This is a genomic window from Streptomyces sp. NPDC002328 (genome assembly GCF_042890065.1).
Lineage (GTDB): Bacteria > Actinomycetota > Actinomycetes > Streptomycetales > Streptomycetaceae > Streptomyces.
Map to the genome: position 1 here is coordinate 144,621 of NZ_JBIARQ010000003.1, position 26,901 is coordinate 171,521.

Sequence of the window (26,901 nt, forward strand, 5' to 3'; positions counted from 1 at the left end):
TAGAGCCCCGGAAGTTCCCTCACGTACCGCGAACGCGGTAATTCCGTGTGGAGATACGGCGAAGAGCGGGCGGAAGCGAGGCCGGGCGGCCGGAGAAGCGCCGGCCGGGTCAGCCGATCACCGTCGCGCCGGGCACCGGACCCACCGCCGTGCGCACATCGCGGCAGCCGCCCGACTCCCGCAGCGCCTCCGCCACCCGGACCGCCGACGCCGAGTCGCGCGCGAGGAACGCGGTGGTCGGCCCTGACCCGGAGACGAGCGCCGCGAGCGCGCCGGCCTCGCTGCCCGCCGCGAGGGTGCCGGCCAGTTCGGGGAAGAGCGAAAGGGCGGCGGACTGGAGGTCGTTGACGACGGTGGCGGCGAGCGCGTCGGGGTCACCCTTGGCCAGGGCGGCCAAAAGTTCGTGGGAGGCGACGGGTTCGGGGATGTCGCGCCCCTCGGCCAGCCGGTCGAACTCACGGAACACCGCCGGGGTCGACAGCCCGCGCCCGGCCATCGCGAACACCCAGTGGAACGCGCCGCCGACCTCCAGCGCGGTCAGCTGCTCGCCCCGCCCGACGCCGAGGGCGGCTCCGCCGACCAGGCTGAAGGGCACATCGCTGCCCAACTCGGCGCAGATGTCGAGTAGTTCACTGCGGCTCGCGCCCGTGCCCCACAGCGCGTCGCAGGCGAGCAGCGCGCCCGCGCCGTCCGCGCTGCCGCCCGCCATGCCCCCGGCGACGGGGATGTCCTTGGCGATGTGGACGTGCACGTCGGGCGTGCGGCCGTACCGCTCGGCGAGGGCGATCGCCGCGCGCGCGGCCAAGTTGGTGCGGTCCAGCGGGACTTGATCGGCGTACGGGCCGGCGCAGGTGACGCGCAGCTCGTCGGCCGGGGTGACGGTGACCTCGTCGTACAGGCCGACGGCGAGGAAGACGTTCGCCAGGTCGTGGAAGCCGTCGGGGCGGGCGGCGCCGACCGCGAGCTGGACGTTGACCTTGGCGGGCACACGGACGGTGACGCTCACTCCGCCTCCTTGCTCTCGGCGATCCGCGCGAACTCCTCGACGGTGAGCGACTCGCCGCGCGCCTGCGGGGACACCCCGGCGGCGACCAGCGCCGCCTCGGCCGCCGCGGCCGAACCGGCCCAGCCGGCGAGCGCGGCCCGCAGCGTCTTGCGGCGCTGCGCGAAAGCCGCGTCGACGACGGCGAACACCTCCCGCTTCGACGCCGTCGTCCTGACCGGCTCGGCGCGGCGGACCAGGGAGACCAGCCCGCTGTCGACGTTCGGCGCGGGCCAGAACACGTTGCGGCCGATGGCGCCGGCCCGCTTGACCTCGGCGTACCAGTTGGCCTTCACGGACGGCACGCCGTACACCTTCGAGCCGGGGGCGGCGGCGAGGCGGTCGGCGACCTCCGACTGGACCATGACGAGGGTGCGTTCGATGCTCGGGAAGGTGTCGAGCATGTGCAGCAGCACGGGCACGGCCACGTTGTACGGCAGGTTGGCGACCAGGGCGGTCGGGGCGGGGCCGGGCAGCTCGCTCACATGCATCGCGTCGGAGTGCACCAGCGCGAACCGGGGCGCGCGCTCCGGCATGCGCGCGGTGATCGTCGCGGGCAGCGCGCTCGCCAGGACGTCGTCGATCTCGACGGCGGTGACGTGGTCGGCGGCCTCCAGCAGCGCGAGGGTGAGCGAGCCGAGGCCCGGTCCCACCTCGACGACCACATCGTCGGGGCGGACCCCCGCGGTGCGGACGATCCGGCGGACCGTGTTCGCGTCGATGACGAAGTTCTGGCCGCGCTGCTTGGTGGGGCGGACGCCGAGGGCTGCCGCCAGTTCGCGGATGTCGGCGGGGCCCAGCAGGGCGTCGGAGGTGGGGCTGCTCACGGGACAAGGGTACGGGGGGTGCCGGGCGGGGCCGTCCAGCCGGCCGGGTTCGAGAGCCGGGCGGGGGCCGGGCGGGGCGAGGCCGACCGGGGTGGGGCGCGCCGCCCGCGGCTCGGAGGACCGAGGCGGTCAGCTCTTCAGCTGGGCCCCGCAGTGGGGCCAGGGGGCCGAACCCCGTTTCACGTACAGCTTCTTCGCCCGGAAGGTCTGCTCTGTCGGCGGGGCGTCCTGGGGGCGGCCCGTGCCGCCGAGGCTCTGCCAGGTGCGGGTGTCGAACTGGTAGAGGCCGCCGTACGTGCCGGACGGGTCCACGGCGTCGGGACGGCCGCCGGACTCGCAGACCGCCAGCTCGCGCCAGTTCAGGTCGTCCGCTCCCCGCACGGACGCCGGCAGCGGTCTCGTGCCCACCTTCACCAGCCGCGCCCGCGGTTCCCGCACGATCTCGCTGCGGAGCCGCCTCGGCTTCTCCCGGACGCCGTTGACGGTCCGCAGGGAGTACGTGATCCGCCGCAGCCCCGGCTGCCCGGCCTGCTCCACCACCTCCGTGCCCCGGAACAGCGAGGGGTCCTCGGCGCGGCGCACGGCGAACGGGATCGCCTCCTCGCGCACCTCCTGCGCGCCGGTGATCCGCAGCACGGTGACGGTCTGCCCGTCCCTCGGGAAGCTGCCGGAGTGGACGGAGATGGCGTCCTCACCGCGCAGGGTGATCCCGGCCTGCTCGACCGCCTCGCCCACGGTCGCCGCGTTGGTGCGGACGGTGCGCGCGCGGCCGTCCGCGAGGATCGTCACGGCGCGTTCGGTGCGGACGTCCAGCGCGAGCCCGCCGCGCCCGATGCGCTGGGAGCGCGAGACGGAGAGATACGCGCCCTCCGCGCGCACCCCGAACTGTCTGAGCGCCTCGTCCACCGTGTGCGCCGTCGTCCACACCTCGCGCCGCTGTCCGTCCAGCGTGAGCCGCACGGGGCGGCCGTAGCGCACGGCGATCTCGTCGCCGCTGGTGAGGGGCGTGCCCCGGGCGGGGGCGACGGCGTCGTGCGGGCCCACCGCCACGCCCTCCTCGGCCAGCAGCTCGGTGACGTCGTCGGCGAAGGTGTGCAGGGTGCGCTGCTCGCCGTCGACGGTCAGCGCGACCGCCTTGTCCTCGGCGACGAAGGCCGCGGTGCCGCCGGCGAGGAACGCGACGACGAGCGCCTGCGGGAGCAGCCGGCGCACCGCCGACTCGGAGCGCTCGGGGCGCTCGGCGTCGCGCGCCCGGCGCCGCCGCCCGGCCCGCCGCCCCACGCCGACGGGCACGGACAGGGGCACGGGGAGTGGCAGGGACAGAGCGGGCACGGTCGGCGCGGCGGAGTCCACGGGAACCGGCGACCAGTCGACGAGCGTGGGCGCCTCACCCGCCACCGCATCGCCGGCCGCCGCCTCGTACGCGTGGGCCGCGTTCGCCGGCACCCCGTACGGCATCGCCTCGTACGCCGGCGTCTCATAGGCGGGCCGGTACGTGTCGTCGTACGCCCCGGTCATCCCGTAGAGACCCGGCGTGCCCTGCTGGCCGGGGGCGACGTACACGCCGTACGCCAGGGTCTCCGCGCTGTGGAAGTCGACGGGGGGCGGCGGCGGGGCGGGGGCCGGGCCGGGGTGGCCGTACGGGTCGTACGCGTCGTACGCGTCGGACTCGGCGTACTCGGCGTACTCGGGGTAGGCGGGGTAGGCGGGATGCTGTGCGTACCGCGCGTTCCGCGGATGGTGCGAGTTGCTCACGCCGACACGCTCCAGGGGGCCTGGGGGTCCGGAAGGGGGTCCGGTTCGGGCCCCCAGAACCTAGCGGAGCGATCGTCACTCTCCAAAGCGACTCGGCTACCGATCGTCGTGTTCGGTTGGGTCGGTCCGAGCGGGTCAGTAGTCGAACGCGCGAGCGGTGTTGGAGGCCAGGGCCGTCGCCATGACGTCCTCGTCGACGCCGCGCACGGCGGCCATGGCACGCACCGTGACCGGAACGAGGTACGGGGCGTTCGGCCTGCCGCGGTACGGGGCCGGGGTGAGGAAGGGCGCGTCGGTCTCCACCAGGACCAGTTCCAGCGGAGCCACGGCGAGGGCGTCGCGCAGATGCTGGGCGTTCTTGAAGGTGACGTTGCCGGCGAAGGACATGAAGTACCCGGCGCGGGCGCAGATCTCCGCCATCTCGGCGTCGCCGGAGTAGCAGTGGAAGACGGTCCGCTCGGGAGCGCCCTCCTCCTTGAGGACGCGCAGCACGTCGGCGTGGGCGTCGCGGTCGTGGATGACGAGGGCCTTGCCGTGCCGCTTCGCGATCTCGATGTGGGCGCGGAACGAGCGCTCCTGCGCCTCCTTGCCCTCGGGGCCGGTGCGGAAGTAGTCGAGGCCCGTCTCGCCGACGCCCTTGACGTGCGCGAGCGCGGCCAGGCGGTCGATCTCGGCGAGCGCCTCGTCGAGCGCCGCGTCGCCGCCCGCCTGCCGCGCGCCCTGCCGGGACCAGCCGTCGGGGTCGCCGTGGACGATGCGCGGGGCCTCGTTGGGGTGCAGGGCGACCGCCGCGTGGACGGACTCGTGCGCCGCCGCCGTCTCGGCCGCCCACCGGGAGCCGCGTACGTCGCAGCCGACCTGGACGACCGTCGTCACCCCGACCGACGCGGCTTTCGCGAGGCCCTCCTCCACCGTGCCGGACTGCATGTCGAGGTGGGTGTGGGAGTCGGCGACGGGCACCGCGAGGGGGGCCGGGAGCGGCGGAGCGGCGTTCTTGTCGGCGTTCGAAGGCATGCCCTGATCCTACGAAAGCGACGGCCCCGGTTTCCTCCGTCGAATCCCCCGGCCCCCGGCCCCGCTCCGGCCCCCCGGCGGGCTCAGCTGGCCCGGCGCTGGAACGGGTGGAGCAGATCGGACAGGTGCCAGTGGTGCTGCCCCCGAGCCCGCTCGCCGCCCTCGCCGCCCAGCCCCGCGGCCTCCGCCGGCTCCGTCGCGGGCGCGGGCCGCTGCCGCGCCGCGCTGAGCACCGAGGAGACCTGCCCCGCCCGCATGATGCGCACGATGTGCCCGTCGCAGTTCTGGCACACGGGCCGGCTCAACGGGGACGGCACGACCCGCCCGTCCGCCACGTACTGCACGAACTCATGGCCGTCGCCGTCGGTGTGGTGCTCGATCTCGTACGACTGCTCCCAGCCGTGCCCGCAGCGCATGCAGGCGAAGGAATAGGACTCGTGCACGACGGGAATCCCCGCGGCACGCAGGCCGGGCCGCCCTGTGATCTCACCCATGCCGGCTCCTCCGATCCACTGTTCAGGGCCGATGTGCCCTCAGCCCAGTGGACTCCTCACACCGTGTGAACACAGCAAACCTGCCGAGTAATTGGCCCCGATTTGGCCTCGCCTTGAAACAGACTCAAGGGCGCCCCACCCAGGGGCGCGGGGCCGTATCGATATGCGGCTCCGCCGCGGGGCGCGACCAGCCACGACACCACCCGCACCCCGGACACAACCGCCCCCGCCCCCGCTCAACCCCCCGCGCTCAAACCCCCCGCACGCTTCGCAGAAACCACCGCATCGAACACCACCCGCTTGGCCACCCCCGCCTCCACGGCCACCGCCGCGATCGCCTCCTTGCGCCGCTCCCCCGCCTCCTCCCGCACCCGCACCCGCCGCACCAGCTCCTCCGCGTCGAGTTCCTCGGGCCCCCGCTCGGGCGCGCCGGAGACGACGACGGTGATCTCGCCGCGCACGCCCTCCGCCGCCCACGCCGCCAGCTCGGCCAGCGGCCCGCGCTTGATCTCCTCGTACGTCTTGGTGAGCTCCCGGCACACGGCCGCCCGCCGCTCCCCGCCGAACACCTCGCTCATCGCGGCGAGGGTGTCGTCGAGCCGGTGCGGGGCCTCGAAGTAGACGAGGGTGCGCCGCTCCTCCGCGACCTCCCGCAGCCGGGACAGCCGCTCCCCCGCCTTGCGCGGCAGGAACCCCTCGAAGCAGAAGCGGTCGACGGGCAGCCCGGACAGCGCGAGCGCGGTGAGGACGGCCGACGGGCCGGGCACGGCGGTGACCCGGATGTCCTGCTCCACGGCCGCGGCGACGAGCCGGTAGCCCGGGTCGGACACGGACGGCATCCCGGCGTCGGTCACCAGCAGCACGCGCGCGCCGCCGAGGAGTTCCTGGACGAGTTCGGGCGTGCGGGCGGACTCGTTGCCCTCGAAGTAGGAGACGATCCGCCCCTTGGGGGTCACCCCCAGCGCCTGCGTCAGCCGGCGCAGCCTGCGGGTGTCCTCGGCGGCGACGACGTCCGCGCCGGCCAGTTCCTCGGCGAGACGGGGCGGGGCGTCGGCGACGTCCCCGATGGGCGTGCCGGCGAGGACCAGGGTTCCGGGTGCGTCTGTCACGTTTCCAGTCTCGCAGGACCCCAAGCACGGGACTCCCACAGACGGGTTCCCTACGATGGCGCGGTGACCAGTACCGCGTCCTCCATGGACTCCACGGACTACCGGCAGGACCACGCGCCGCAGGACCAGCGGCCGTCGTGGCGACAACGGCTGCGCCGCTTCGGATACACGGCGGAGCCGGGCGGCGACGTCCGTGAGCGGTTGTCGCCTCCGTTCGCCGAGCCCGGTCCGCGCCTGTGGCAGGTGCTGGGGATCCCGCACCTGTGGGCGGGGCGGATCGCGCGCTGGTCGGGCTGGGGCGGGCCGCTGCTGGTGACGCTGATGGCGGGCGTGCTGCGGTTCTGGAACCTGGGCAGCCCGAAGGCGGTGATATTCGACGAGACGTACTACGCGAAGGACGCGTGGGCGCTCGTCCACCGCGGCTTCGAGGTCAACTGGGACAAGAACGCCAACGATCTGGTGCTGTCCTCGGGCGGCGACGTCCCGATCCCGGCGGACGCGGCGTACGTGGTGCATCCGCCGGTCGGCAAGTTCTTCATCGGGCTGGGCGAGCTGATGTTCGGCTTCGATCCGTTCGGCTGGCGGTTCATGACGGCGCTGCTGGGGACCCTGTCGGTCCTGATGCTGTGCCGGATCGGCCGCCGGCTGTTCCGCTCCACGTTCCTCGGCTGTCTGGCGGGCGCGCTGATGGCGCTCGACGGACTGCACTTCGTGATGAGCCGGGCGGCGCTGCTCGACGGCGTGCTGATGTTCTTCGTGCTGGCGACGTTCGGCTGTCTGCTGGTCGACCGGGACAAGGCGCGCGCACGGCTCGGGGCGGCGCTGCCCGTGGACGAGGACGGCCGGTGCCGGCCGAACGCGCATATCGCCGAGACGGCCAGGCTGGGATGGCGGCCGTGGCGCTGGGCGGCCGGTCTGATGCTGGGTCTGGCCATCGGCACCAAGTGGAACGCCCTGTACGTGATGGTGGCGTTCTGCCTGATGGCGGTCCTGTGGGACGTCGCCGCACGCCGGGTGGCCGGCGCCCGCCGTCCGTACTGGGCGGTGCTGCGGCGGGACACGGGCCTCGCGTTCGTGGCCACGGTGCCGGTGGCGCTGGTGACGTACGTGGCGTCGTGGACGGGCTGGATCATGTCCGCCGACAACGGGTCGGGCGGCTACTACCGCGACTGGGCGGCCGGCGACGGCAAGGGCAGCGGCTGGAGCTGGCTGTTCCCGGACTGGTTGCGCAGCCTGTGGCACTACGAGACGCAGGTGTACGAGTTCCACACCCACCTCACCTCGCCGCACCCGTACCAGTCGAACCCGTGGAGCTGGCTCGTCCTGGGCCGCCCGGTGTCGTACTTCTACGAGTCCCCGGCGCCCGGCAAGGAGGGCTGCCCGGTGGACGCGGGCGAGAAGTGCGCGCGGGAGGTGCTGGCGATCGGCACGCCGCTGCTGTGGTGGGCGGCCTGCTTCGCGATCCTGTTCGTGCTGTGGCGCTGGTTCTTCCGCCGCGACTGGCGGGCGGGCGCGATCGCCTGCGGCATCGCCGCCGGCTATCTGCCGTGGTTCCTGTACCAGGAGCGCACGATCTTCCTCTTCTACGCCGTCGTCTTCCTGCCGTTCCTGTGCCTGGCGGTGACGATGATGATCGGGGCGCTCGTCGGCCGGCCGGGGAAGGGCGACACCCGGCGGGTGGCGGGGGCGACGGCGGCGGGCGTGCTGGTGCTGCTGATCGCCTGGAACTTCATCTACTTCTATCCGCTGTACACGGGCCAGGCGATCCCGATCGACTCCTGGCGGTCGCGGATGTGGCTGGATACCTGGGTGTGAGGCGGCGGCCCGATCCCTGTTCGGCCAACTTCCGGAAACTCCTGTCCCGGCGGACCCCCGTTCCGCATACAGTGCGAGCACGACCCGGTTTTTCTGAACGCGTTCAGAAGCGTGCGGAGGGGCTCGCGGGGTCGACGGGGAGTGAACGGGGAGGGGTTCGGTCATGCGCAAGGGGGCCAAGGCGGCGATCGTCGGCTCGGTGTTCACCGTGATGGTGGGAGGGGCCGGGTACGGGGCCTTCAACATCGTGAGCGCGCTGAACGCGGACGGCGGCGGCGCTTCGGGGGCGGGCGGGCCGGTGTCCGTGAAGAAGAGCGGGCCGCCGAGCGAGTCCGAGGTGGAGGAGACCGCCGCCGCGTTCTTCGCCGCCTGGGAGAAGGGCCGGGCCGCGGACGCCGCGGCGCTCACCGACAACGCCGAGAAGGCCGGGCCCCTGCTGACCGCCTACGGCCAGACCGCGCACATCACCGGCGTGAAGATCACCCCGGGGAAGGCGGCCGGCGCCACCGTGCCGTTCGGCGTGACGGCGACCGTGTCGTACGAGGGGAAGTCCAAGCCGCTCGCCTACAAGAGCTCCCTCACCGTGGTCCGCGGGGGCACGACCGGCAAGGCGCTCGTCGACTGGCAGCCGTCCGTCGCCCACCCCGCGCTGAAGGCGATGGACGACACGCTGGTCACCGGCGAGTCCGCCGCGCCGCCCATCGAGGCCGTCGACCGCGACGGCAAGGTGCTGACGAAGGAGAAGTACCCCTCGCTCGGCCCGATCCTGGACCAGCTGCGCGCCGCCTACGGCGAGAAGGCGGGCGGGACGGCCGGCGTCGAGCTGACGGTCAGGCACGCCACGCCGGACACCGCCGACACCCCGCTGCTCACGCTCTCCGAGGGCAAGGCGGGCAAGCTGCCCACCACGATCAGCGCGGACGTGCAGGCGGCGGCCGAGAAGGCGGCGGCGAGGTACGGCCAGTCGTCGGTGGTGGCCGTCAAGCCCAGCACCGGCGAGGTGCTGGCGGTCGCCAACAACCGCGGTGACGGCTTCAACGCGGCCTTCCTCGGCAAGCGGGCGCCCGGCTCCACCATGAAGATCGTCAGCGCGGCCACCCTCATCGACGCCGGTCTGACCACGGCGAACGGTCCGGCCCCCTGTCCCGACGAGGCCGTCTCCGAGAGCCAGACCTTCCACAACCTCACCGGCATGGACCCGGACGAGAACGCCACCCTCGCGGAGAGCTTCGCCCGCTCCTGCAACACCGCGTTCGTGAAGTTCGCCGACGAGGTCCAGGTCGACTCGCTCACCCGGGAGGCGCAGGAGCGCTTCGGCCTCGGGCGCGACGACTGGAAGACCGGCATCCCGTCCTTCGACGGCTCCGTCCCCGCCGCCGGCGGCCCGGACACCGCGGCCGGCCTGATCGGCCAGGGCCAGGTCCAGCTGAACCCGCTGAACCTGGCCTCCGTGACGGCCACCGCGACGACCGGCGCCTTCCGGCAGCCGGTGATCGTCCCGCGCGGCCTCGACGACCGTGCGCTCGCCAAGGCGCGCGGACTGTCCGACGCCACCGTGGCCCAGCTCCGCTCGATGATGAACCGCACCGCCACCAGCGGCACCGCCGCCGAGGTGATGTCCGGCCTGAGCGGGCGCATCGGCGCGAAGACCGGCTCCGCCGAGGTCGACGGCAACGCCGGCTCCGACAGCTGGTTCACCGGCTACCGCGACGACCTCGCCGCGGCGGCCATGGTCGAGGACGGCGGCCACGGCAGCGACGCGGCCGGCCCGATCGTCGCGGCCGTACTGCGCGCGGGCGGCTGACGCCGGGCGGGCCGGCCGCTGACGCCGGGCGGGCTGCTGACACGGCGCGTTCACCCCTCGTGCGGGGCCGTACGGGGGATGAACGCGCGCTGTCCGGGGAGCTGACGCGTTTCGTACGGAAGGCATACGTAAGACGCCGTCCGGGGTGCGTGGTTGACGTCACACGTGACGTCACCCCCACAGACGGGGACTCTAGGCTGGTCCCCCTCGTTGGGGTCGGTGAGGGCAGTGGGGCGAGGGCGGCCCCTGAGAGCGTGGAGGATCTCGGGCTGTGGGCAAGAGAAGGCGCGTCGCCGAGCGACGGAACAAGCGGCCGGTCGTGGTCGGCGGCGTGATCGCCGCGGTCGTCGGCTGCGCCGGCATCGCCGGGTACGCGCTGTACGGCGGCGGCGCGGCGGCCGAGGACGGCTCGTCGACGGCGGCGGAGAAGAAGCCCACCGTGAAGACGGGCCCGCTGTCGGCCACCGAGGTGACGACCGCGGCCCGGACGTTCCTCACGGCCTGGCAGCAGGGCAAGGTCGACCTGGCCGCCGCCGCCACCGACGACCCGAAGGCCGCGGCGGCGCTGCTCACCGGCTACACCAAGGACGCGCACATCACCGGCGCCGCTCTCACCGCCGGCGCCCGCAAGGGGGACGAGCTGGCCTTCTCCGTCAAGGGCACGGTGACGTACAAGAAGGTCAGCAAGCCGCTGGCGTACGACAGCGCGCTGACCGTCGTGCGCCGGGCATCGGACGGAAAGCCGCTGGTCGACTGGCACGCCTCCGTGGTCCACCCCGACCTCGCCGACGGCGACACCCTGGTGACCGGCGAGGCCGGCGACCCCCCGGTCGAGGCGTTCGACCGGGACGGCGGCGAGCTGACCGCGAAGAAGTACCCCTCGCTGGGCACGGTGCTGGACGGGCTGCGCGAGAAGTACGGCAAGAAGTCCGGCGGCACGGCGGGCGTCGAACTGCGGGTGGCGCGCGGCAAGGAGTCCAAGGCGAAGAAGTCCTCCGACAAGACGCTCCTGGAGCTGAGCGAGGGCACGCCGGGCAAGGTGAAGACGACGCTGAGCCCGTCCCTCCAGGCGGCGGCGGAGAAGCAGGTGGCGGACAAGGCGCGGGCCTCGGTCGTCGTGGTGCGCCCGTCGACCGGCGAGATCCTCGCCGTCGCCAACGGCAACCCCAACTTCAACACCGCCTTCCAGGGCTCCCTGGCGCCCGGCTCGACCATGAAGGTCATCACCGCCTCGCTGCTGATCGAGAAGGGGCTGGCGTCGGCGGACAAGGCGCACCCGTGCCCGAAGTACTTCACGTACGGGGGCTGGAAGTTCCAGAACGACGACGAGTTCGAGATCAAGAACGGCACGTTCAAGGCGAGCTTCGCCCGCTCCTGCAACACGGCCTTCATCAGCCAGGCCGGCGAGCTGGACGACGACAGCCTGACCAAGCAGGCCCAGCAGGTGTTCGGCCTGTCCCGCAACAACTGGGCGGTCGGGGTGCCCACCTTCGACGGCGCGGTCCCGGTGCAGTCGAAGGCCCAGATGGCGGCCTCCCTGATCGGGCAGGGCGGGGTGCGGATGAACCCCCTGAACATGGCGTCGGTCTCCGCCACGATCGAGTCGGGGACCTTCCGCCAGCCGTATCTGGTGGCCCCGTCGGTGGACGACCGCACCCTGGCCACCGCCGCGCGCACGATGGCGCCGGCGACCGCGGGGCAGCTGCGCGAGCTGATGACGTACACGGCCGCGTACGGCACGGCCGCCAAGGCGATGTCGGGCCTCGGCCCGGACTACGGCGCGAAGACGGGTTCGGCGGAGGTCGACGGCCAGGAGCAGCCCAACGGCTGGTTCACCGCCTACCGGGGCGACCTGGCGGCGGCGGGCGTGGTCCAGGCGGCCGGCCACGGCGGCGACACGGCGGGCCCGATCGTCGCGGCGCTGCTGAAGGCGGGCGGCTGAGCCGCCGTCGGCCTCGTGGCCCGTCGGCGGCTCAGTGGATGACGGGCTGCGCCGTCGCCGTGTAGGTGCGGCGCAGGAAGCGGAGCAGCGTCTTGGATTCGAACTGCACCACCGAGACGCCCTGCGAGGAGTGGAACTCGACCACGGCCTGCACCCGGCCGCACGGCCACACCCTTACCTCGCCGGTGCCGGCCGGGGCGCGCAGCCCCTGTTCGAGGAGGGCGCGGGCGATCGTCCGCTCTTGGGTGCCGGGCAGCCCCACGCGGACCGAGCGCGGGTCGTCCTCGGGGTCGTAGCGCAAAACGACGGGGACGGCCACCGGCTCCTCCTCGACGAGGTCCGTGTCCGTGACGATGTGGGCGCGCGCGTACTGTTCGACTACAGACATCGACCGGCCCCTTCACGTTGCGTGACCAGTGCGGAAGCTATGCGTCCGCTGTCCCTCCAATGTCGCATATTTTCCGGACGACGCCCCCCGAGACCGGTGTATCTCATATGTGCGATACATGAGTGCAAGAAACGAGCCACTCGCTCTTGCGAACCGTTCGCATCTGGCCACTACAATCGAACAGTGCACGTACCTGACGGATTCATCAACGTCCCGACCTCCGCCGTGGCCGGGGTCGTCGCCGCGGGCGCCGTGGCCGTGAGCCTTCGCGGCGCGCGCCGCGAGCTCGACGAGCGCACCGCGCCGCTGGCCGGCCTGGTGGCCGCGTTCATCTTCGCCGTGCAGATGCTCAACTTCCCGGTGGCCGCGGGGACCAGCGGCCATCTGCTCGGCGGCGCGCTCGCCGCGATACTCGTGGGCCCCTACACAGGGGTCCTGTGCGTGTCCGTGGTCCTGCTGATGCAGGGCATCCTCTTCGCCGACGGCGGGCTGACCGCGCTCGGCGTGAACATCACCGTCATGGCCGTCGTGACGACGGTGGTCGCCTACTCCGTCTTCCGCGCGCTGCTGAAGGTGTTGCCGGGCAGCCGCCGTTCGGTCACCGGCGCCTCCTTCGTGGCCGCGCTGGTGTCCGTGCCCGCCGCGGCCCTCGCCTTCACCCTCGTCTACTGGGTCGGCGGCACCACCGAGGTCCCGATCGGCAAGGTCGCCACCGCGATGGTCGGCGTGCACGTGCTGATCGGCATCGGCGAGGCCGTGATCACCGCGCTGACCGTCAGCGCCGTGCTCGCCGTCCGGCCGGACCTGGTCCACGGGGCGCGCGGACTGCGGCAGCGGCTCCAGCTGCGCGTGAACGGCGAACTCGTCGACGCGCCCGCCGCGTCGGCGTCGAACCCGTCGGACGACGCGGAGGGGGCGCCCGTCGCGGCGCGCGCCTCGCGCCGCGCGCTGTGGGCGGGCGGTCTGGTCACCTCCCTCCTGCTGGCGGGCTTCGTCAGCTTCTACGCCTCGGCCGACCCCGACGGCCTGGAGAAGGTCGCCGCCGACAAGGGCTTCGACGCCAAGGTGGAGGAGCACGCCGCCGCCGACTCCCCGCTCGCCGACTACGGCGTCAAGGACGTCGAGAACGCCCGTCTGTCCGGCGGCCTCGCCGGGGTCATCGGCGTCGGGATGACCGTCGTCGCGGGCAGCGCCGTGTTCTGGGCGGTACGCAGGCGCCGTTCGGACGACACGTCCCCGGCGAACACGAGCGTCTAGGCCATGGGCGCCGGCCACGCTCACCGGCTCTACCGGCCCGGCCACTCGCCGGTGCACGCCCTGCCCCCGCACACCAAGCTGGTGGCGGCCTTCGCCTTCGTGGTGGTCGTGGTGTCGACCCCGCGCGAGGCGATGTGGGCGTTCGGCCTGTACGCGGCCCTGCTCGGCGTCGTCGCGTTCCGCGCGCGCGTGCCGGCCGGCTTCCTGCTGAAACGGCTGCTGATCGAGGTGCCGTTCGTCGCGTTCGCGGTGCTGATGCCGTTCGTGGCGGAGGGCGAGCGGGTGGACGGGTGGGGCCTGTCGCTCAGCGTCGAGGGACTGTGGGGCGCCTGGAACGTGCTCGCCAAGGGCACCCTGGGCGTCGCCGCCTCCGTCCTCCTCGCCTCCACCACCGAACTGCGGGAGATCCTGCTCGGCCTGCAACGGCTCAGGCTGCCGCCGCTCCTGGTCCAGATCGCCTCCTTCATGATCCGCTACGGCGACGTCGTCACGGACGAGATGCGGCGCATGCGGATCGCGCGGGAGTCGCGCGGCTTCGAGGCGCGCGGGGTGCGGCACTGGGGTGTCCTCGCGAAGACGGCGGGCGCGCTGTTCATCCGCTCCTACGAACGCGGGGAGCGGGTGCATCTGGCGATGGTCAGCCGGGGTTACGACGGCTCGATGCCGGTGATCGACGAGGTGACCGCGTCCCGGGCGCAGTGGTCGTCCGCGTTCACGCTGCCGTTGGCCGCGCTGGTGGTGTGCGTGCTGGGATGGACCCTGTGACCTCCGCCCTGCCGCCCACGCCGCCCTCATCCCCGTCTCCGTCGCCCTCGTCCCCGTCTCCGTCGCCTTCGTCCGAGCCGCCGTCCTCGGTGCCGTCCCCGTCTCCGTCCGCGCTGCCGCCCTCGCTGGAGGTGGCCGGGCTCGCCTTCGCGTACCCCGACGGGCACCAGGCGCTGTTCGGCGTGGACTTCTCGGTGGCGCGCGGTGAGCGGGTGGCGCTGCTCGGGCCGAACGGCGCCGGGAAGACCACCCTCGTCCTCCATCTCAACGGCATCCTCACCGGCGGCGCCGGCACGGTGACCGTCGCCGGACTGCCCGTCGGCAGACGGCACATGGCGGAGATCCGGCGCAAGGTCGGCATCGTCTTCCAGGACCCGGACGACCAGCTGTTCATGCCGACGGTCCGCGAGGACGTCGCGTTCGGACCGGCGGCGGCCGGACTGAAGGGCGCCGAACTGGAGGCCCGCGTGGACCGCGCGCTCGACCAGGTCGGCATGTCCGGCTTCAAGGACCGCCCGCCGCACCACCTCTCCTTCGGGCAGCGCCGCCGGGTCGCCGTCGCGACCGTCCTCGCGATGGAGCCGGAGATCCTCGTCCTGGACGAGCCGTCCTCCAACCTCGACCCCGCGTCACGGCGTGAACTCGCCGACATCCTGCGCTCGTTGGACGTCACCGTCCTGATGGTCACGCACGATCTGCCGTACGCGCTCGAACTGTGCCCGCGCGCGCTGATCCTCAGCGAGGGCGTGATCGCGGCGGACGGCCCGACCGGCGGACTGCTCTCCGACGCGGAGCTGATGCGCGCCCACCGGCTGGAGCTGCCCTTCGGGTTCGACCCGCGCTCCGTGACAATGGGCGCGTGACGAACGAGGAGCCCGAGGAGACCGCAGAGCCGTCCCGGACCGACGGGTCGCTGCTCCTGGACCAGCAGCTGTGCTTCGCGCTGTACGCCGCCCAGCGCGCGGTGACGGCCGCGTACCGCCCGCTCCTGGACGAACTGGGGCTGACCTACCCCCAGTACCTCGTCCTGCTGGTGCTGTGGGAGCGCGGCGAGATCACCGTGAAGGAGCTGGCCGAGGCCCTGCGGCTCGACTACGGCACGGTGTCGCCGCTGCTGAAGCGGCTGGAGGCGGCGGGGCTGGTGCACCGGGAGCGCTCGGCGCGCGACGAGCGCTCGGTGCTCGTGGCGTGCACCGGGCGCGGTGAGGAGCTGAAGGAGCGCGCGGAGCGCGTTCCCGGCGCGCTGCTCGCGGCGACGGGCGTCGACGCGGCGGAGGTGGCGCGGTTGCGCGAGGAGTTGTGGCAGCTCACGGAACGGGCGCAGGGGGCGGCGGAGCGCGCCCGCTGAACTTCCCACCCCCTGAGGGAGAAGCGGACCCGTACCGGCCGGTACCTTGTGCACGATGTAATTGCACACTGCTCAGGGGAGGGACCGCAGTGACCGAGGACGCCGCAGCCGACACCCGTCCGACGAAGATCATGTACGTGGCCGAGGCGACCGCGCACGGGGGCCGGAACGGGTATGTGACCAGCCAGGACGGTCAGATCGAACTCAAGGTGGCGATGCCGCCGGCCATGGGCGGCGACGGCAACGGCACCAACCCGGAGCAGCTCTTCGCCGCCGGCTACAGCTCCTGCTTCCACAACGCGCTGATCCTGGTCGGCAACCGGGCGGGCTACGACCTGACCGGCTCCACGGTCGCCGCGAAGGTCGGCATCGGCCCCAACAAGACGCGCGGCTACGGCCTCGCGGTCGCCCTCAGCGTCTCGCTCCCCGTCCTCGACCCGGACCTCGCGGCGAAACTGGTGGACGCGGCGCACGAAGTGTGCCCGTACTCCAACGCCACCCGCGGGAACATCGACGTAACGATTCTGCTGGGGTAGCTCCACCCAGGAATCGCAGGCCGCGGAAGGGCGTTCCCGCGGAGTCGAAGGCGAGTCGGGAGAGGGCGTGCGGGCGTGGACGTGAACGGTGTGGTGGCCGAGGGCTTCGAGCCGGTCCGGGAGGCGTTCGTACGGAACTTCACGGCGCTCGGGGACCGCGGCGCGGCGGTGGCCGTCTACCGGGACGGGCGCAAGGTCGTCGACCTGTGGGGCGGCAGCCGGGACGTGGACGGCGGGCCGCCCTGGGAGCAGGGCACCGCCCAGATCGTGCGCTCGGCGACCAAGGGCGTCGCCGCCGCCGTGCTCCTCCTGCTGCACCAGCGCGGGGAGTTGGACCTGGACGCGCCCGTCGGGACGTACTGGCCGCAGTACAAGGCGGCCGGCAAGGAGCGGACGGTCGTGCGGGACCTGCTCGCGCACCGCGCGGGCGTGCCCGTGCTGGACCGCCCGCTGACGCTCGCCGAGGCCGCCGACCCCGACCTCGGCGCGGCGGCGGTCGCCGCGCAGGCGCCGGTGTGGGAGCCGGGCACGGACCACGGCTACCACGCGCAGACCTACAGCTGGCTGACCGGCGAACTGGTCCGGCGGGTCACCGGACGCCCGATCGCCGAGTGGATCGCCGACGAGATCGCCGGGCCGCTCGGCGCCGACCTGTGGCTCGGACTGCCGCCGGAGCATGCCGGGCGCGTGGGGCGCGTCGGGCAGACCGAGGCGCCCGTCGCCGCCGGAGGGCTGAGGACCCGGCCGAAGCGGGCCGTCGCCGACGCCTACGCCGACCCCTCCTCCCTCACCCGCCGCGCCTTCGCCGCGATCACCCCGACGCCCGACGAGAACGACCCCTCCTACCGGGCCGCCGCCCTCCCCGCCTCCAACGGCATCGCCACGGCCGACGGACTCGCCCGCTTCTACGCCTCGCTGATCGGCGAGGTGGAGGGCGGGATACGGCTGTTCCACCCGGAGACGGCGCGCGCGGCGCGCGAAGAGCGTGCGGCGGGGCCGGACCGCGTGCTGGTGGTCAGCACCCGGTTCGGCCTCGGCTACATGCTGCACGGCGCCGCCTCACCGCTGCTGTCCCCCACCTCCTTCGGCCATCCCGGCCGCGGCGGGGCCCTCGGCTTCGCCGACCCCGAGTCGGGCATCGCCTTCGGCTATGTCACCAACGGCTTCCGGTCGAGCGTGACGGCGGACCCGCGGGCGCAGGCGCTGGTACGGGCGGTACGCGCGAGCACGCCGGACGGCGAGCCGGCCTGACGTCGGTCAGACGTTGATCGGGTGCGACGTGCGCCCCGACGCCTCGTCGATCTCCATGTGGGCCTTGGTGAGCAGCTGCATGGCGATCTCGTTCAGGGCGCGGGCGCCCGCGATCTCCTCGCCGACCCTCGGCTGGTTGGAGTCGACGCGGTGGCGGCTCGCGTGCCCCTGGGCCCGGACCTCGGTCCCGTCGGGCAAGCGGACCATCGCCACCGCCCGCGTGTGCTGGTCGTCCTCCTGGAACTCCATCTCGACATGCCATCCCACTGCGGTACGCATCATGACGATCACCTCCGGAACTACTGCTTCCAGGGTGCGCCTCCGGGCCGGGAATCGCACCGGCCGAGAACGCACTGGTCCGTGCCGGGCGGGGCCGGTAGGGTCGGCCGGGTGACTGCCGGGTCGGCCATGGGCCATACACGAGCGAGGCGCCCGGTCCCGGCGTGACCCCGGGGCGGGCGAGAGGCCCGCCGTGCCTCCGTGTCTTGCAGAGCTTCTTCCACGGAACGCCTTCGAAGACCCGGAGAAATCACCGCACATGACAGGTCGCACACCGCTCCCCCAGCTCAACCACACCGCCATCTACGCCGCCGACCGCCGGCTCTCGGCCGAGTTCCTGGCCGCGATCCTGGGCGTCGAAGTCGGCGCGCCCTTCGGCCCGTTCCTGCCGATCGACCTCGGCAACGGCGTCACGCTCGACTACTACGAGATGCGCGACGAGCCGATCCAGTCCCAGCACTACGCGTTCCTCGTGCCGGACGAGCAGTTCGACGCGATGATCGCCCGCCTGGAGGCCGTCGGGGTCACCTACTACGCCGACCCCGGCCACACCGAACCCGGCCGCGTCAACGGCCTGTTCGGCGGCCGGGGCGCGTACTTCGACGACCCGAGCGGCCACAACATGGAGATCATGACCCGCCCGTACGCGCGGCCCTGACCCCGGACGGCCCTCAACCGGCGTGCAGCATCAGCCCGATGCCCAGGACGAGCAGTCCGGCGGCGGCGATGCGGGGCGCGCCGAACCGCTCCTTGAAGAACACGGCCCCGATCGCCGCGCCGACGATGATCGATGTCATGCCCGGCTCATACAGTGTTTCCCATGAGCCGATCCAAGTTAGGCAAGGCCACGATCACGCCGGGCGAACCCGCGGCGATCTACTGCCGTATCTCCCACGCCCGGGATGAGGACCAGACCGGGGTGGACCGCCAGGAGCGCATCTGCCGGGACATCGCCGACCGGTTGAAGCTCCGCGTGGAGTCGACGCACATCTACGTGGACAACAACCGTTCGGCGTGGCAGCGCAACCGGAAGCGGCCGGGGTGGGAAGCCATGCTGGAGGCGATGGCGGACGGAGAGATCCGGCACGTCATCGTCTACCACCCCGACCGCCTCATGCGGCAGCCCAAGGATCTTGAAGAGTTGCTCTCCATAGCCGACGACAAGCGCGTCCTGCTGCACGGCGAAGCGAACCGGCGCGACCTTTCGGACCCCGACGACCGGTTCATCCTCCGCATCGAGGTAGCCCACGCGTGCCGCTCCTCCGACGACACGTCGCGCCGACTCAAGGACGCCCTGAAGGACCACGCCCGCGAAGGCCAGCCGCATGTGGGCAACCGTCCGTACGGCTACACCCGCGACGGCAGCGCGATCATCGAGGAAGAAGCGGAGATCGTCCGCGAGGTCTACCGCCGGTACCTGGACGGCGACTCGCCGCGCCTCATCGCCCAGGACCTGACAGCACGCGCGATCCCCACGTCCAAGGGCAAGGCGTGGAACCCCGAGAACGTACGCCATCTGCTGTCGTCCCACTTCGTGGCAGGACTGCGGTTCCACCTGGGCGAAGAGGTGGCTGTCGGGACATGGCCGGCCATCATCGACCGAGGCCAGTGGGACGAGGTCCAGCGGGTCCGGGAGTACCGCGCGAAGCAGCACCAGGACACGAAGAAGCGTCCGATCCGGAATTACGTCTTGCGCGGGGTAGCCACCTGTTCCTGCGGAGCACGCATGGGCGGTTCGAACAGCGGCCGGTACGCCTACTACCGGTGCACCCGCTCCGACAACACGGACCAGCAGAAGTGCAACCGCTCCATCTCCGCCGAGCCGCTGGAGGACTTCGTACGGGATGTGGCGATCAAGGTCCTGACCAAGCTCGACACCTCCGGCTACGAGCCCGCCACCACCTCACGCCCCGAGGCCGACGTCATCGCGGACGAGAAGGACCGCGAGAAGCTCCGGGAGCTGAAAGAGCTGTGGCTCAACGACGACGACTTCACGACCGCTGACTTCCAGGCCATGCGCGCGCCGATCGTCAAGCGGATGAAGGAGCGGCAGCGGAAGACCATCCGACGGCCGGTCGTCGTCCTGGAGGGCATCGCCGGACCGGAGGCCGAGGCCCACTGGAAGAAGCTGGAGGAGGCAGAGGACCACGCACGCATGAACGCGATCTATCGGTTCCTGTTCGCCGCTGTGATCGTCCGTCCGTCTACGCGGAGGGGCAGGGGGTTCGACACGGACCGGGTGGACATCGAGCCGAACCCGCTCGATTAGATGCTCCACTTCCGATCGGCCGTGGGCCATGGGAGCAGCGTTGTTCCCATGGCCATCGCTCTTAGATGCGCTGGTGACCGGGGTCGCCCGCCGCCGGGCCGCCCTCCAGTACCGGGCGCCGGCGCAGTCGTACGGCGTTCAGCAGGTGCTCGCCCAGGGGGTCGGATTCCAGGTGGGGGTGGGCGTCGATCCGCAGGCGGTGCCCGTCATGAGTGATCACGTGGTAGGCGACCACCTTGCCGCCGAAGAGATTGGCTCCATGGGCCTGTCGTGAGAGCACAAGACGGTCGACGTCGTCCCAGGTCACGGCACGAGAGCGGCCGTAGGAGGTGTACACGAGCCCGCCCGCGTACAGATGCGTGCGAACGAATCCCTTGGGCATTCTCCACAACAGGACCGGAAGCGCGATGATCACCAGGACGAGCGCCGCGAGCAGACAGAGCACCACGGTGGTCACCAGCTTCTGGAGGCCAGGGATGTCGGTCCCGGTCTTGCTGAGGACCCAGTTCACGCCCCACAGGGCTCCCACGATCACAGTGCCGATGGTCATCGTGCCGGCCACGATCTCCAGCGGGCTGGTGTTCTTGCGGGTGAAGACGTGATCGCCCAGCGAACGCTCGGCCGCCAGGCGGGTGACGCGTGCCGACGGGGCGTATCCCTTCGTCTCCACGGCATTGGGGAACCGCTTGATGACGGCGACGCCCAGGGCCGAGGCGGCCAGGCCCGCGAGGAGGACGGTGACGGCGGACGAGGCCGGGGTGTCGCCGAAGATCAGCACTCCCAGGCCGTACAGCATCGTCGCCAGGCCGCCGAAGACCACCAGCAACATCAGGCAGCCCAAGTTCAACAGGGGCCCGGGCTCGGAGTGTTGCTGCGGTTCATCTGTCATGGCATCCCCCAGGAACTCGTGTTGGCGACGCCGAATCTAGCCGTTTCGAAGGAGGCACCCCACTTCAGCCCTGTCTCTGAGCAGTCCGCCCTGTCCTTGCTCGTGCCGATCTGGGGCAGCTTGCAGATGCCGTCCCTGATGACCGTGTCCTGGGTCAGGGCGAGACGGACACAAGCCGGGAGGGGATGTTCGTGTCCGTGGGGTGTCGACCCTCGTCGCGGGTCAAGCCCGGCCATTGTCAACAACGCTCGTGATCAATACACCTAGCGGCGTACCAGGCTTCTGGTCACTCGCTCAACCATGCTGCACAGTCGTTCGAACACGCGGTAGGCATCTGCACGTTGGCGAGCGTTGGGGCTCAGGCAAGCGACGAGGACCACAACAACGACGGGTGTGGCAATGACGAGAGCCAAGGTCTGGGGAGTCATGCCGAGAAGGTACGGCGCTTAATGGAGCCCTTGCTAAGGCTGATTGGCTCACGAACGCACTTCACCTCGGGCCGACAAGCATGTAGTACCTCAAGAGCTCACGATCTTGAAAGTGCCCTCCGGCAACTCGGCTGAAAATGGTCGATCTTTGACTCACTGGGTGCGCTGGGGCGCGGCATACGAGCAGGCCAATGAGGCCATCTCGGGGCAGCGATACATGTCCCGAGATGAGCTCCAGACCTGCCGTCTCTAATCATCCCTGCGTACAGTGCCGAGGAGCCGCGCGAGGCGACCAGCGCTCTTCGGCCCGATGCGTGTGGGGAACTTGGCCGCTTGGCGTTCGACCGCCCGAGCCCACTGTTCACTGCGGTGTCTCGTCACCGGGGCACCTCACGTGTGATCTCACGGTTTGTGGCGATGTCCTCAGCGACACCAGCAGCGATGAGCGCTGCTCCAGGGGTGTGGCCGGAGCCGACGTAGCGCCAGTTCCGTTCGGTGATCGTGTCGCGGCTTTCGGTGTGGCCCATGTGGTGGGCTCGTTCGGCGCGGAGTGCGGCGTAGGTGGTGGAGTAGGCGCGGGATTTGGTGAGGATGTGGCCGCGGTAGCCGAGGGTGTGGGTCCAGACCCGGAGGCGCAGGGGTTCGTAGCCGGGGAGGCCGCCGAGGCGCCAGCAGGCGCGCATGAGAGCGCGGACGTGTGGGCTGACGGGTGCCGCCTCGATATCGGCCCAGGTGGTGAGCGGGTGATCGACGCCGGCGCCGGTCTCGCTGGCTCCCTTGGTCACGTACTTGGCGACGTACGCGGCTACAGCGTCGTCATCGGGGCCGTCACTGCTGGTGTGCAGTGTCCTGACGTCGATCTGCTCGCCCCAGCGCAGGGCCCGCTCACCCACGGCCGGGCTGTAGGTCGAGCGGACCAGGACCCGCCGGGCGGAGGCGCGTACGGCATCGGTGAGGAGTTCCACGGTGCCCCAGGCCGGGGGTTCGTCGTCGGAACCGGCCGGGCCGTCGAGACGGACGACGGCATGGACGTGGACGGCCACCCGCTTCTGGTATTCGGCGACGCGGGCGAAGGACAGCCGGGCTTGATCTGCAAAGCGGGACTGTACGAGGCCGGCGGAGGAGGCGATGCGCCGCCGTACATCAATGACGAAGCGATCCCACAGCTTGGAGGCATGCGCGTGCCACAGCACATGGCCGGTGTAGTCGTAGCAGTCGGGGCACAGCGGTTGGCCGACGATCGGGACGTCCGGGGCGTGGGCGGCTGCGCAGCCGAGGGTACGGCCGTGCTCGCAGGCGCCGCCGTTGCGGCGGGGGTGGCACCGTTCTCCGGCGTGGTGGACCGGGCCGTAGGACGGCGCAGTGAGGGTGACGAAGAGCCGGGGGCGGTGGCGGACGGTGTCCGGAACGTTCTTGCCGCCGAGGAGGCCCGCGCGGACGAGGTGGAAGGTGTCTCCGGCGTGGAGGCGGGAGCAAGCCGGGCAGATGCTGGCGCGGCGGTTGCGGCAGCGGACGAGAAGGCGTTCGCCGGGTTCGCTGCGGGTGTCGTAGTGGTGGAGGATTTCGCCGCTCGTGCCGTCCACGGTCGTGGTGGAGCCGGAGAGGTGGACGGGGTGAGCGCATCCGCCGGTTGCGGTGATCTGCTCCAGCCAGCGGGAGAACTGCGGATCTTGGGCGACACGGATGGCATCGCGGTCGGCTTCGGGGAGCTGACGCAGGCGCGCCGCGCGGTCGAGGGCAGCGCGCCGGTCAGCAGGGGTGTACTGCGGGGTGATGGTGGTGACCTTCCAGGGTGAGCCGCCGTAGCGGCCGGAACGGTGGTGGGTTGTGCGCCGTGAGTCATGGGGATCACTCCGTTTCGTGATCAGAGGTGGGTGAGGTTCAGCGGATGGTGCCGGCGCCCCGGCAGATACGGCAGCGCCGGATCCGTCCGGTCCAGGTCTTACGGGCACCGTCGCCCTTGCAGTGGGGGCACCTCACGCGAGGCATGGGCATGGCCGGGTGTCCTTTCTGCTCAGGTGTGGGAGAAGCCGTTGATCAGCCAGGTGACGAGCCCGTGGATGGTGAACAGCACGGGGGTCTGCCCGAGGTAGAGGCCGAAGAGGCCGACGCAGACCGCCTCCCAGGGCCGTACGTCGCGGGATCGGACGAGGAGGACGGTGATGATCCCGAAGACCACCGCGAACGTGAACGCCGTACCTTCGCTGATCACTTGGACTCTCCTTCCAGCGCCGCCAGCGCGCGGGTGACGAGGGGCAGTTCCGGGGTCATCGCGGAGTACTTCCGGGCCGTGGCCACGGCTTCATCGGTCGGGGTGAGGTGGGAGCGAGCGCGGCTCCATCCGCCGTCCGGGCCGGTGCAGACAGCCACGCCACGCTCTTCCGGTGTGATGGCTTGGGCGACGGCCACGGCGTCCTTGTTGAGGTCACCGAGGGTCATTTCGGCGGTGCCGGGGTCGTTGACCCGGTGGCAGATGCGGCCGCCGAGTTGGGCGCGCAGGGCGGTGACGCCGGGGCCGAGGTCGGAGCCGACGCGTTGGCCGGCCACGACCAGGTGAATGCCGAGGGCGGCCCCGAGCTGGGCCAGCCGCAGCAGAAGTGTGGAGCACTGTTCGGCTTCCGCCTTGCTGTCACGGGTGCCGTCGGACAGGTACAGCTCCGCGATCTCGTCGACCAGGACCACGACGGGGATGGGGCGGAGCTTGTCCGGGAGCTCCCAGATGGAACGGACCCCGGCCGTCCGGCACGCACTCATCCGGTCCTGCATGTCGACCGCCAGGGCGGAGAGCACGGCCACCGCTTCACGGCGGCAGCTGGCCAGGGCGCTCAGCCGGTCGGCGAACAGGCCGAGTTCCATGCCGCCCTTGCAGTCGATACCGACCAGGGCGACGCGTTGTGTGGCGAGTTGGGTGATGAGCCGGGCCAGCAATGTGGACTTGCCCGAGCGGGTGGCCCCGGTGATCAGCCAGTGCGGTATCAGTCGCAGGTTCATCACCCACGCCCCGCCCGTTTCCAGCGCGCCGATCAGGGCGGAGAGGAGTTCGGCCGGGGCCGTGGCTAAGCCCGGCCGCTCCAGCGGGTCATGAGCCATCGCGGTCAGGAGCACGAGGCCGCGTTCCGGCGAGGTGACCCGCACCGCGTGGACCTTCCACGCGTGGACGAACGCGTCCGCCGCCTTCAGATAGGTCGCCGGGGTCTGGCCCGCGTGCAGCCGCACCAGCACGGACAGTCCCATAGGCACGGCCCGGGGGAAGGAGCAGCGCGGAGCCACCGGCCGTACCGGGTCACCCTTGACCAGCAAGTGACCGACGAGTGTGCGTGCCGGGAACCGGGACACCGCGAGGTCGTTGAGGACGGCGACGCGCCGCCAGGTGGACACCACCCGCCAGGCGGTCACCGGGTACCCGACGAGGTACCAGTGCCAGACCGGCCGGTGCCGGCGCACCAGGTCACCGACGACGAGCATCCAGGCGAGCACGGCCAGAGCGAGGGCGATGATGTACGGCTCCATCACGCGTCACCGCCCTTGCGCTGCGCTGCCGGGGTGCCGTGCACGGGCGTGATGGCGTCGGCCCGGAAGCTGACGCCGTGGCGGTCGCCCATCGACCACATGAACGCCACCAGCCCGGTGACCTTGACGATCTGTCCTTCCTCGATCCCGGTCGGTTCACCGCTGACGGCGATCTCGATGACGGAGATTCGCCGCCGGTCCTGCCGCACGGTCACGGCCACCGTGTAGACGGGGTTGCCGTCCCGGTCCTTCTTCACCTCCTGCGTCTCGGAGTTGCTGATCTTCACTTCCGGCGCGATGGCGCACCGCAGTACGCCCAGCCGTGCCGTGTCCACGGGAATGGACTGCATTTCTTCGGCCTCCCTGGCCTCTCACGACATCAGACTTCTTCTGACGTCACTTGTCCTTACGAGTGATGAGTTTGGAGTGCTGTACGGCAACGGTGCAACTACTTATGCTGACGAGTGACGCCGCATGTGCGACGTCCCTACGACCCCGACCCGCCGGAGATGCCCAGATGTCGGAGATCCAGCGCCCCGGAGCCCTCTACCAGCAGGTGGCCGCCGCCATCCGCGAAGCGATCCTGTCGGGCGAGTTCGCACCCGACTCCCTGTTGCCGTCCGAAGCCCAGCTCATGAACCGCTACGCCGTGTCCCGCCCCACCGTCCGCAACGCCATCGCGGCCCTGCGCGCGGAAGGCCTGATCGACGTCCGCCACGGCAAGGGCAGCTTCGTACGCTCCGACGGGCACCCGGCGCTGACGATCGAACGCCGCATCAGCCGCACGGCGGACGGGAAGTTCGTCATGCCCAACGGCGATGTCTGGCAGGAGACCGAGGAGCCCAGCGCCTACCGCACCCACACCACCAAGGCCACCGGCCGCTTGCTCCAACTCGGCGAGGAGGAAGCCTTGTTCGGATGCGATCGGCTGCTGTTCGACCCGAGCACGGGCACCCGAGCGATGCACCGCACACTCATCCCGTTCGCCGTGGCCGAAGCCGTTCCGGCACTCGCCGAGGAACCGTGCAAGCGTCCGGCGGCGTTCTACAGGCAGCTCACCGAGGACGGGCACAAGCTCACCTGGTCCGAGACCGTGCGCGCCCGCATGCCCCTGCCCGACGAGCGCACCACGCTCCAACTCCCCGACGCGACCCCGATCCTGCACCTGTCCCGCGTCACCCACGACACCGACGACCGGCCCCTGATCCTCGAAGAACTCCGCATCGGAGCCGACCGCGCCGAACTCACCTACCGGATCACCGCCGACAAGCAGCCCGCGCGACGAGCCCGAGCCTGACCGCCGGCCCGCATCGGTCGAAACACTCTTCACTTCCTCAAGGGCGCGCCTACGGCGCGCCGGGTCGCCCGGCCGCCCCGGCCGGGCGTGCGGCGTGGCCGCCGGTCCCGTCCGGTCGCCGGACGCCCCACACCGGAGCACCCCGGAGAAGTCGAGTTGACGACCGGCCGCCGCAGGCCGGAGCCCATGGGGCCGGGGGTCGCCGGCCTCCCAGACTTTAGGCAGCCACCATGGGGCGAGCCTCGAAGAACAGGGGGCCAATCGGGCACAACCGCGGGCAGGTGCACCACCTGCCCGATCCGCCTGAGCAGCGTAAGGCCCCCTGTTCACTCGCCCCATGGCAGCTCCCGCCCAAAGTCTCTCCAGCCGGCGACGTGCCCACGTGCACGATCACCAGCGGAAGCACCCCTCACCGCGCACCACCGTCACCATCGGCGAGCCCCTCCAGGAGCTCCGCGAGCTGGACGGCCGCCCTGGGCAGGCCCACCAGACGCACCACGCCGCGCCCGGCATCGTCCGTCGCCGCTACGGCCCGCGCCTCCGACAGCTCCAGTCCGACCCCGAGGAACGCCCGGTTCAGCCGGTCCGCAGCCTCACGTGCTTCACGCCAACCTGCCAGGTAGTCGACGCCAGGCACCCACAGGCCGAAGTCGGCCCCCATCACGTTCAAGCCGTCATCGGGTCCGATCCCGCCAGTACCGATTGACTCACTCACTTCAGACCCCGATCTAGGTAACGGATCGTCAACTTCCTTCCACCGGGGCAGAAACGCAGCACGACGGCCCCGGTACCATCAGGCACCGGGAACCGCCGTGTTCCCAGCCGGGCCACCCTTCGCTTTCCAGGGCTGATGGGGTGGCCCGGTCTCGGTATGGGGTTGGG

26 protein-coding genes and 1 pseudogene are annotated in these 26,901 nt (G+C 71.5%); 12 read left to right on the forward strand and 15 right to left on the reverse strand.

Annotated features, from left to right (window positions below):
• Positions 1-109: 109 nt before the first annotated feature.
• The 6 genes from ACFYX4_RS10330 to rsmI form a co-directional block, all read right to left on the reverse strand.
• Positions 110-1,006 carry a 4-(cytidine 5'-diphospho)-2-C-methyl-D-erythritol kinase gene (locus tag ACFYX4_RS10330; protein ID WP_389329051.1) on the reverse strand — a complete coding sequence of 299 codons (897 nt, stop codon included), beginning with the start codon at positions 1,004-1,006 and terminating at the stop codon, positions 110-112.
• Positions 1,003-1,869 (reverse strand): 16S rRNA (adenine(1518)-N(6)/adenine(1519)-N(6))-dimethyltransferase RsmA, encoded by an 867-nt coding sequence (rsmA, locus tag ACFYX4_RS10335; RefSeq protein WP_389329054.1) that lies wholly within the window; start codon positions 1,867-1,869, stop codon positions 1,003-1,005. Before rsmA ends, ACFYX4_RS10330 begins: the two co-directional genes overlap by 4 nt.
• 129 nt (positions 1,870-1,998) lie before the next feature.
• Positions 1,999-3,624: a ubiquitin-like domain-containing protein gene (locus ACFYX4_RS10340; RefSeq protein WP_389329057.1), complete on the reverse strand. Its 1,626-nt coding sequence runs from the start codon at positions 3,622-3,624 to the stop codon at positions 1,999-2,001.
• 135 nt (positions 3,625-3,759) lie between these two features.
• Positions 3,760-4,638 (reverse strand): TatD family hydrolase, encoded by an 879-nt coding sequence (locus ACFYX4_RS10345; protein WP_389329060.1) that lies wholly within the window; start codon positions 4,636-4,638, stop codon positions 3,760-3,762.
• A gap of 83 nt (positions 4,639-4,721) precedes the next feature.
• Positions 4,722-5,132: a hypothetical protein gene (locus ACFYX4_RS10350; protein ID WP_389329063.1), complete on the reverse strand. Its 411-nt coding sequence runs from the start codon at positions 5,130-5,132 to the stop codon at positions 4,722-4,724.
• A 236-nt stretch (positions 5,133-5,368) separates the two neighbouring features.
• Positions 5,369-6,241, reverse strand: a complete 873-nt coding sequence (gene rsmI, locus ACFYX4_RS10355) for a 16S rRNA (cytidine(1402)-2'-O)-methyltransferase (protein WP_389329067.1) — start codon at positions 6,239-6,241, stop codon at positions 5,369-5,371.
• Between the two features lie 63 nt (positions 6,242-6,304).
• Here rsmI and ACFYX4_RS10360 point away from each other — a divergent pair, with 63 nt between their 5' ends.
• The 3 genes from ACFYX4_RS10360 to ACFYX4_RS10370 all read left to right on the forward strand — a co-directional run bounded on the left by ACFYX4_RS10360 (position 6,305) and on the right by ACFYX4_RS10370 (position 11,802).
• Positions 6,305-8,056 carry a dolichyl-phosphate-mannose--protein mannosyltransferase gene (locus tag ACFYX4_RS10360; protein WP_389329070.1) on the forward strand — a complete coding sequence of 584 codons (1,752 nt, stop codon included), beginning with the start codon at positions 6,305-6,307 and terminating at the stop codon, positions 8,054-8,056.
• A gap of 163 nt (positions 8,057-8,219) precedes the next feature.
• On the forward strand, positions 8,220-9,860 hold the full coding sequence (locus ACFYX4_RS10365; RefSeq protein ID WP_389329073.1) for a penicillin-binding transpeptidase domain-containing protein: 1,641 nt from the start codon (positions 8,220-8,222) through the stop codon (positions 9,858-9,860).
• A gap of 271 nt (positions 9,861-10,131) precedes the next feature.
• Positions 10,132-11,802 carry a penicillin-binding transpeptidase domain-containing protein gene (locus ACFYX4_RS10370; protein WP_389329076.1) on the forward strand — a complete coding sequence of 557 codons (1,671 nt, stop codon included), beginning with the start codon at positions 10,132-10,134 and terminating at the stop codon, positions 11,800-11,802.
• Positions 11,803-11,833: 31 nt separating this feature from the next.
• Here ACFYX4_RS10370 and ACFYX4_RS10375 read toward each other — a convergent pair whose 3' ends face one another.
• On the reverse strand, positions 11,834-12,190 hold the full coding sequence (locus tag ACFYX4_RS10375) for an SsgA family sporulation/cell division regulator (protein ID WP_389329079.1): 357 nt from the start codon (positions 12,188-12,190) through the stop codon (positions 11,834-11,836).
• A 183-nt stretch (positions 12,191-12,373) separates the two neighbouring features.
• Here ACFYX4_RS10375 and ACFYX4_RS10380 point away from each other — a divergent pair, with 183 nt between their 5' ends.
• The 6 genes from ACFYX4_RS10380 (at position 12,374) to ACFYX4_RS10405 (ending at position 17,347) form a co-directional block, all read left to right on the forward strand.
• The gene (locus ACFYX4_RS10380; protein ID WP_389329082.1) at positions 12,374-13,447 is read left to right on the forward strand and encodes an energy-coupling factor ABC transporter permease; all 1,074 of its coding nucleotides are present in this window, start codon (positions 12,374-12,376) and stop codon (positions 13,445-13,447) included.
• Between the two features lie 3 nt (positions 13,448-13,450).
• Positions 13,451-14,212, forward strand: coding sequence for a cobalt ECF transporter T component CbiQ (gene cbiQ / locus ACFYX4_RS10385; protein ID WP_389329085.1), 762 nt, complete (start codon positions 13,451-13,453; stop codon positions 14,210-14,212).
• An 89-nt stretch (positions 14,213-14,301) separates the two neighbouring features.
• Complete coding sequence (locus tag ACFYX4_RS10390; RefSeq protein ID WP_389329087.1) at positions 14,302-15,075, forward strand: energy-coupling factor ABC transporter ATP-binding protein; 774 nt, start codon at positions 14,302-14,304, stop codon at positions 15,073-15,075.
• On the forward strand, positions 15,072-15,560 hold the full coding sequence (locus ACFYX4_RS10395; RefSeq protein ID WP_389329090.1) for a MarR family winged helix-turn-helix transcriptional regulator: 489 nt from the start codon (positions 15,072-15,074) through the stop codon (positions 15,558-15,560). Before ACFYX4_RS10390 ends, ACFYX4_RS10395 begins: the two co-directional genes overlap by 4 nt.
• Before the next feature lie 131 nt (positions 15,561-15,691).
• Positions 15,692-16,096, forward strand: a complete 405-nt coding sequence (locus ACFYX4_RS10400) for an organic hydroperoxide resistance protein (RefSeq protein ID WP_389330204.1) — start codon at positions 15,692-15,694, stop codon at positions 16,094-16,096.
• Positions 16,097-16,171: 75 nt separating this feature from the next.
• On the forward strand, positions 16,172-17,347 hold the full coding sequence (locus ACFYX4_RS10405; RefSeq protein WP_389329093.1) for a serine hydrolase domain-containing protein: 1,176 nt from the start codon (positions 16,172-16,174) through the stop codon (positions 17,345-17,347).
• A 6-nt stretch (positions 17,348-17,353) separates the two neighbouring features.
• Here the strand turns inward: ACFYX4_RS10405 and ACFYX4_RS10410 are convergent, their stop codons facing one another.
• Positions 17,354-17,629: a DUF1876 domain-containing protein gene (locus ACFYX4_RS10410; protein WP_389329096.1), complete on the reverse strand. Its 276-nt coding sequence runs from the start codon at positions 17,627-17,629 to the stop codon at positions 17,354-17,356.
• Positions 17,630-17,885: 256 nt separating this feature from the next.
• On the opposite strand from ACFYX4_RS10410, the gene ACFYX4_RS10415 reads away from it, so the two are divergent.
• Positions 17,886-18,284, forward strand: a complete 399-nt coding sequence (locus ACFYX4_RS10415; RefSeq protein ID WP_389329099.1) for a VOC family protein — start codon at positions 17,886-17,888, stop codon at positions 18,282-18,284.
• A gap of 13 nt (positions 18,285-18,297) precedes the next feature.
• Here ACFYX4_RS10415 and ACFYX4_RS10420 read toward each other — a convergent pair.
• Positions 18,298-18,420: pseudogene (locus tag ACFYX4_RS10420) on the reverse strand (EamA family transporter); the annotation flags it as partial.
• Positions 18,421-18,446: 26 nt separating this feature from the next.
• Between ACFYX4_RS10420 and ACFYX4_RS10425 the strand changes: the two are divergent.
• Entirely contained in the window at positions 18,447-19,895 is a 1,449-nt protein-coding gene (locus ACFYX4_RS10425) for a recombinase family protein (RefSeq protein WP_389329101.1), read from the forward strand.
• 61 nt (positions 19,896-19,956) lie between these two features.
• Here ACFYX4_RS10425 and ACFYX4_RS10430 read toward each other — a convergent pair whose 3' ends face one another.
• The 5 genes from ACFYX4_RS10430 to ACFYX4_RS10450 all read right to left on the reverse strand — a co-directional run bounded on the left by ACFYX4_RS10430 (position 19,957) and on the right by ACFYX4_RS10450 (position 25,072).
• On the reverse strand, positions 19,957-20,724 hold the full coding sequence (locus ACFYX4_RS10430; protein WP_389329104.1) for a DUF6585 family protein: 768 nt from the start codon (positions 20,722-20,724) through the stop codon (positions 19,957-19,959).
• A gap of 865 nt (positions 20,725-21,589) precedes the next feature.
• Positions 21,590-22,930: a replication initiator gene (locus ACFYX4_RS10435; RefSeq protein ID WP_389330207.1), complete on the reverse strand. Its 1,341-nt coding sequence runs from the start codon at positions 22,928-22,930 to the stop codon at positions 21,590-21,592.
• Between the two features lie 296 nt (positions 22,931-23,226).
• Positions 23,227-23,424 (reverse strand): hypothetical protein, encoded by a 198-nt coding sequence (locus ACFYX4_RS10440; RefSeq protein ID WP_389329107.1) that lies wholly within the window; start codon positions 23,422-23,424, stop codon positions 23,227-23,229.
• Positions 23,421-24,722 (reverse strand): FtsK/SpoIIIE domain-containing protein, encoded by a 1,302-nt coding sequence (locus ACFYX4_RS10445; protein WP_389330210.1) that lies wholly within the window; start codon positions 24,720-24,722, stop codon positions 23,421-23,423. Before ACFYX4_RS10445 ends, ACFYX4_RS10440 begins: the two co-directional genes overlap by 4 nt.
• On the reverse strand, positions 24,722-25,072 hold the full coding sequence (locus ACFYX4_RS10450) for a hypothetical protein (protein WP_389329109.1): 351 nt from the start codon (positions 25,070-25,072) through the stop codon (positions 24,722-24,724). Before ACFYX4_RS10450 ends, ACFYX4_RS10445 begins: the two co-directional genes overlap by 1 nt.
• A 167-nt stretch (positions 25,073-25,239) precedes the next feature.
• On the opposite strand from ACFYX4_RS10450, the gene ACFYX4_RS10455 reads away from it, so the two are divergent.
• Positions 25,240-26,019, forward strand: coding sequence for a GntR family transcriptional regulator (locus tag ACFYX4_RS10455; protein WP_389329112.1), 780 nt, complete (start codon positions 25,240-25,242; stop codon positions 26,017-26,019).
• A 409-nt stretch (positions 26,020-26,428) separates the two neighbouring features.
• Here ACFYX4_RS10455 and ACFYX4_RS10460 read toward each other — a convergent pair whose 3' ends face one another.
• The gene (locus tag ACFYX4_RS10460; protein WP_389330213.1) at positions 26,429-26,680 is read right to left on the reverse strand and encodes a hypothetical protein; all 252 of its coding nucleotides are present in this window, start codon (positions 26,678-26,680) and stop codon (positions 26,429-26,431) included.
• Positions 26,681-26,901: the final 221 nt, after the last annotated feature.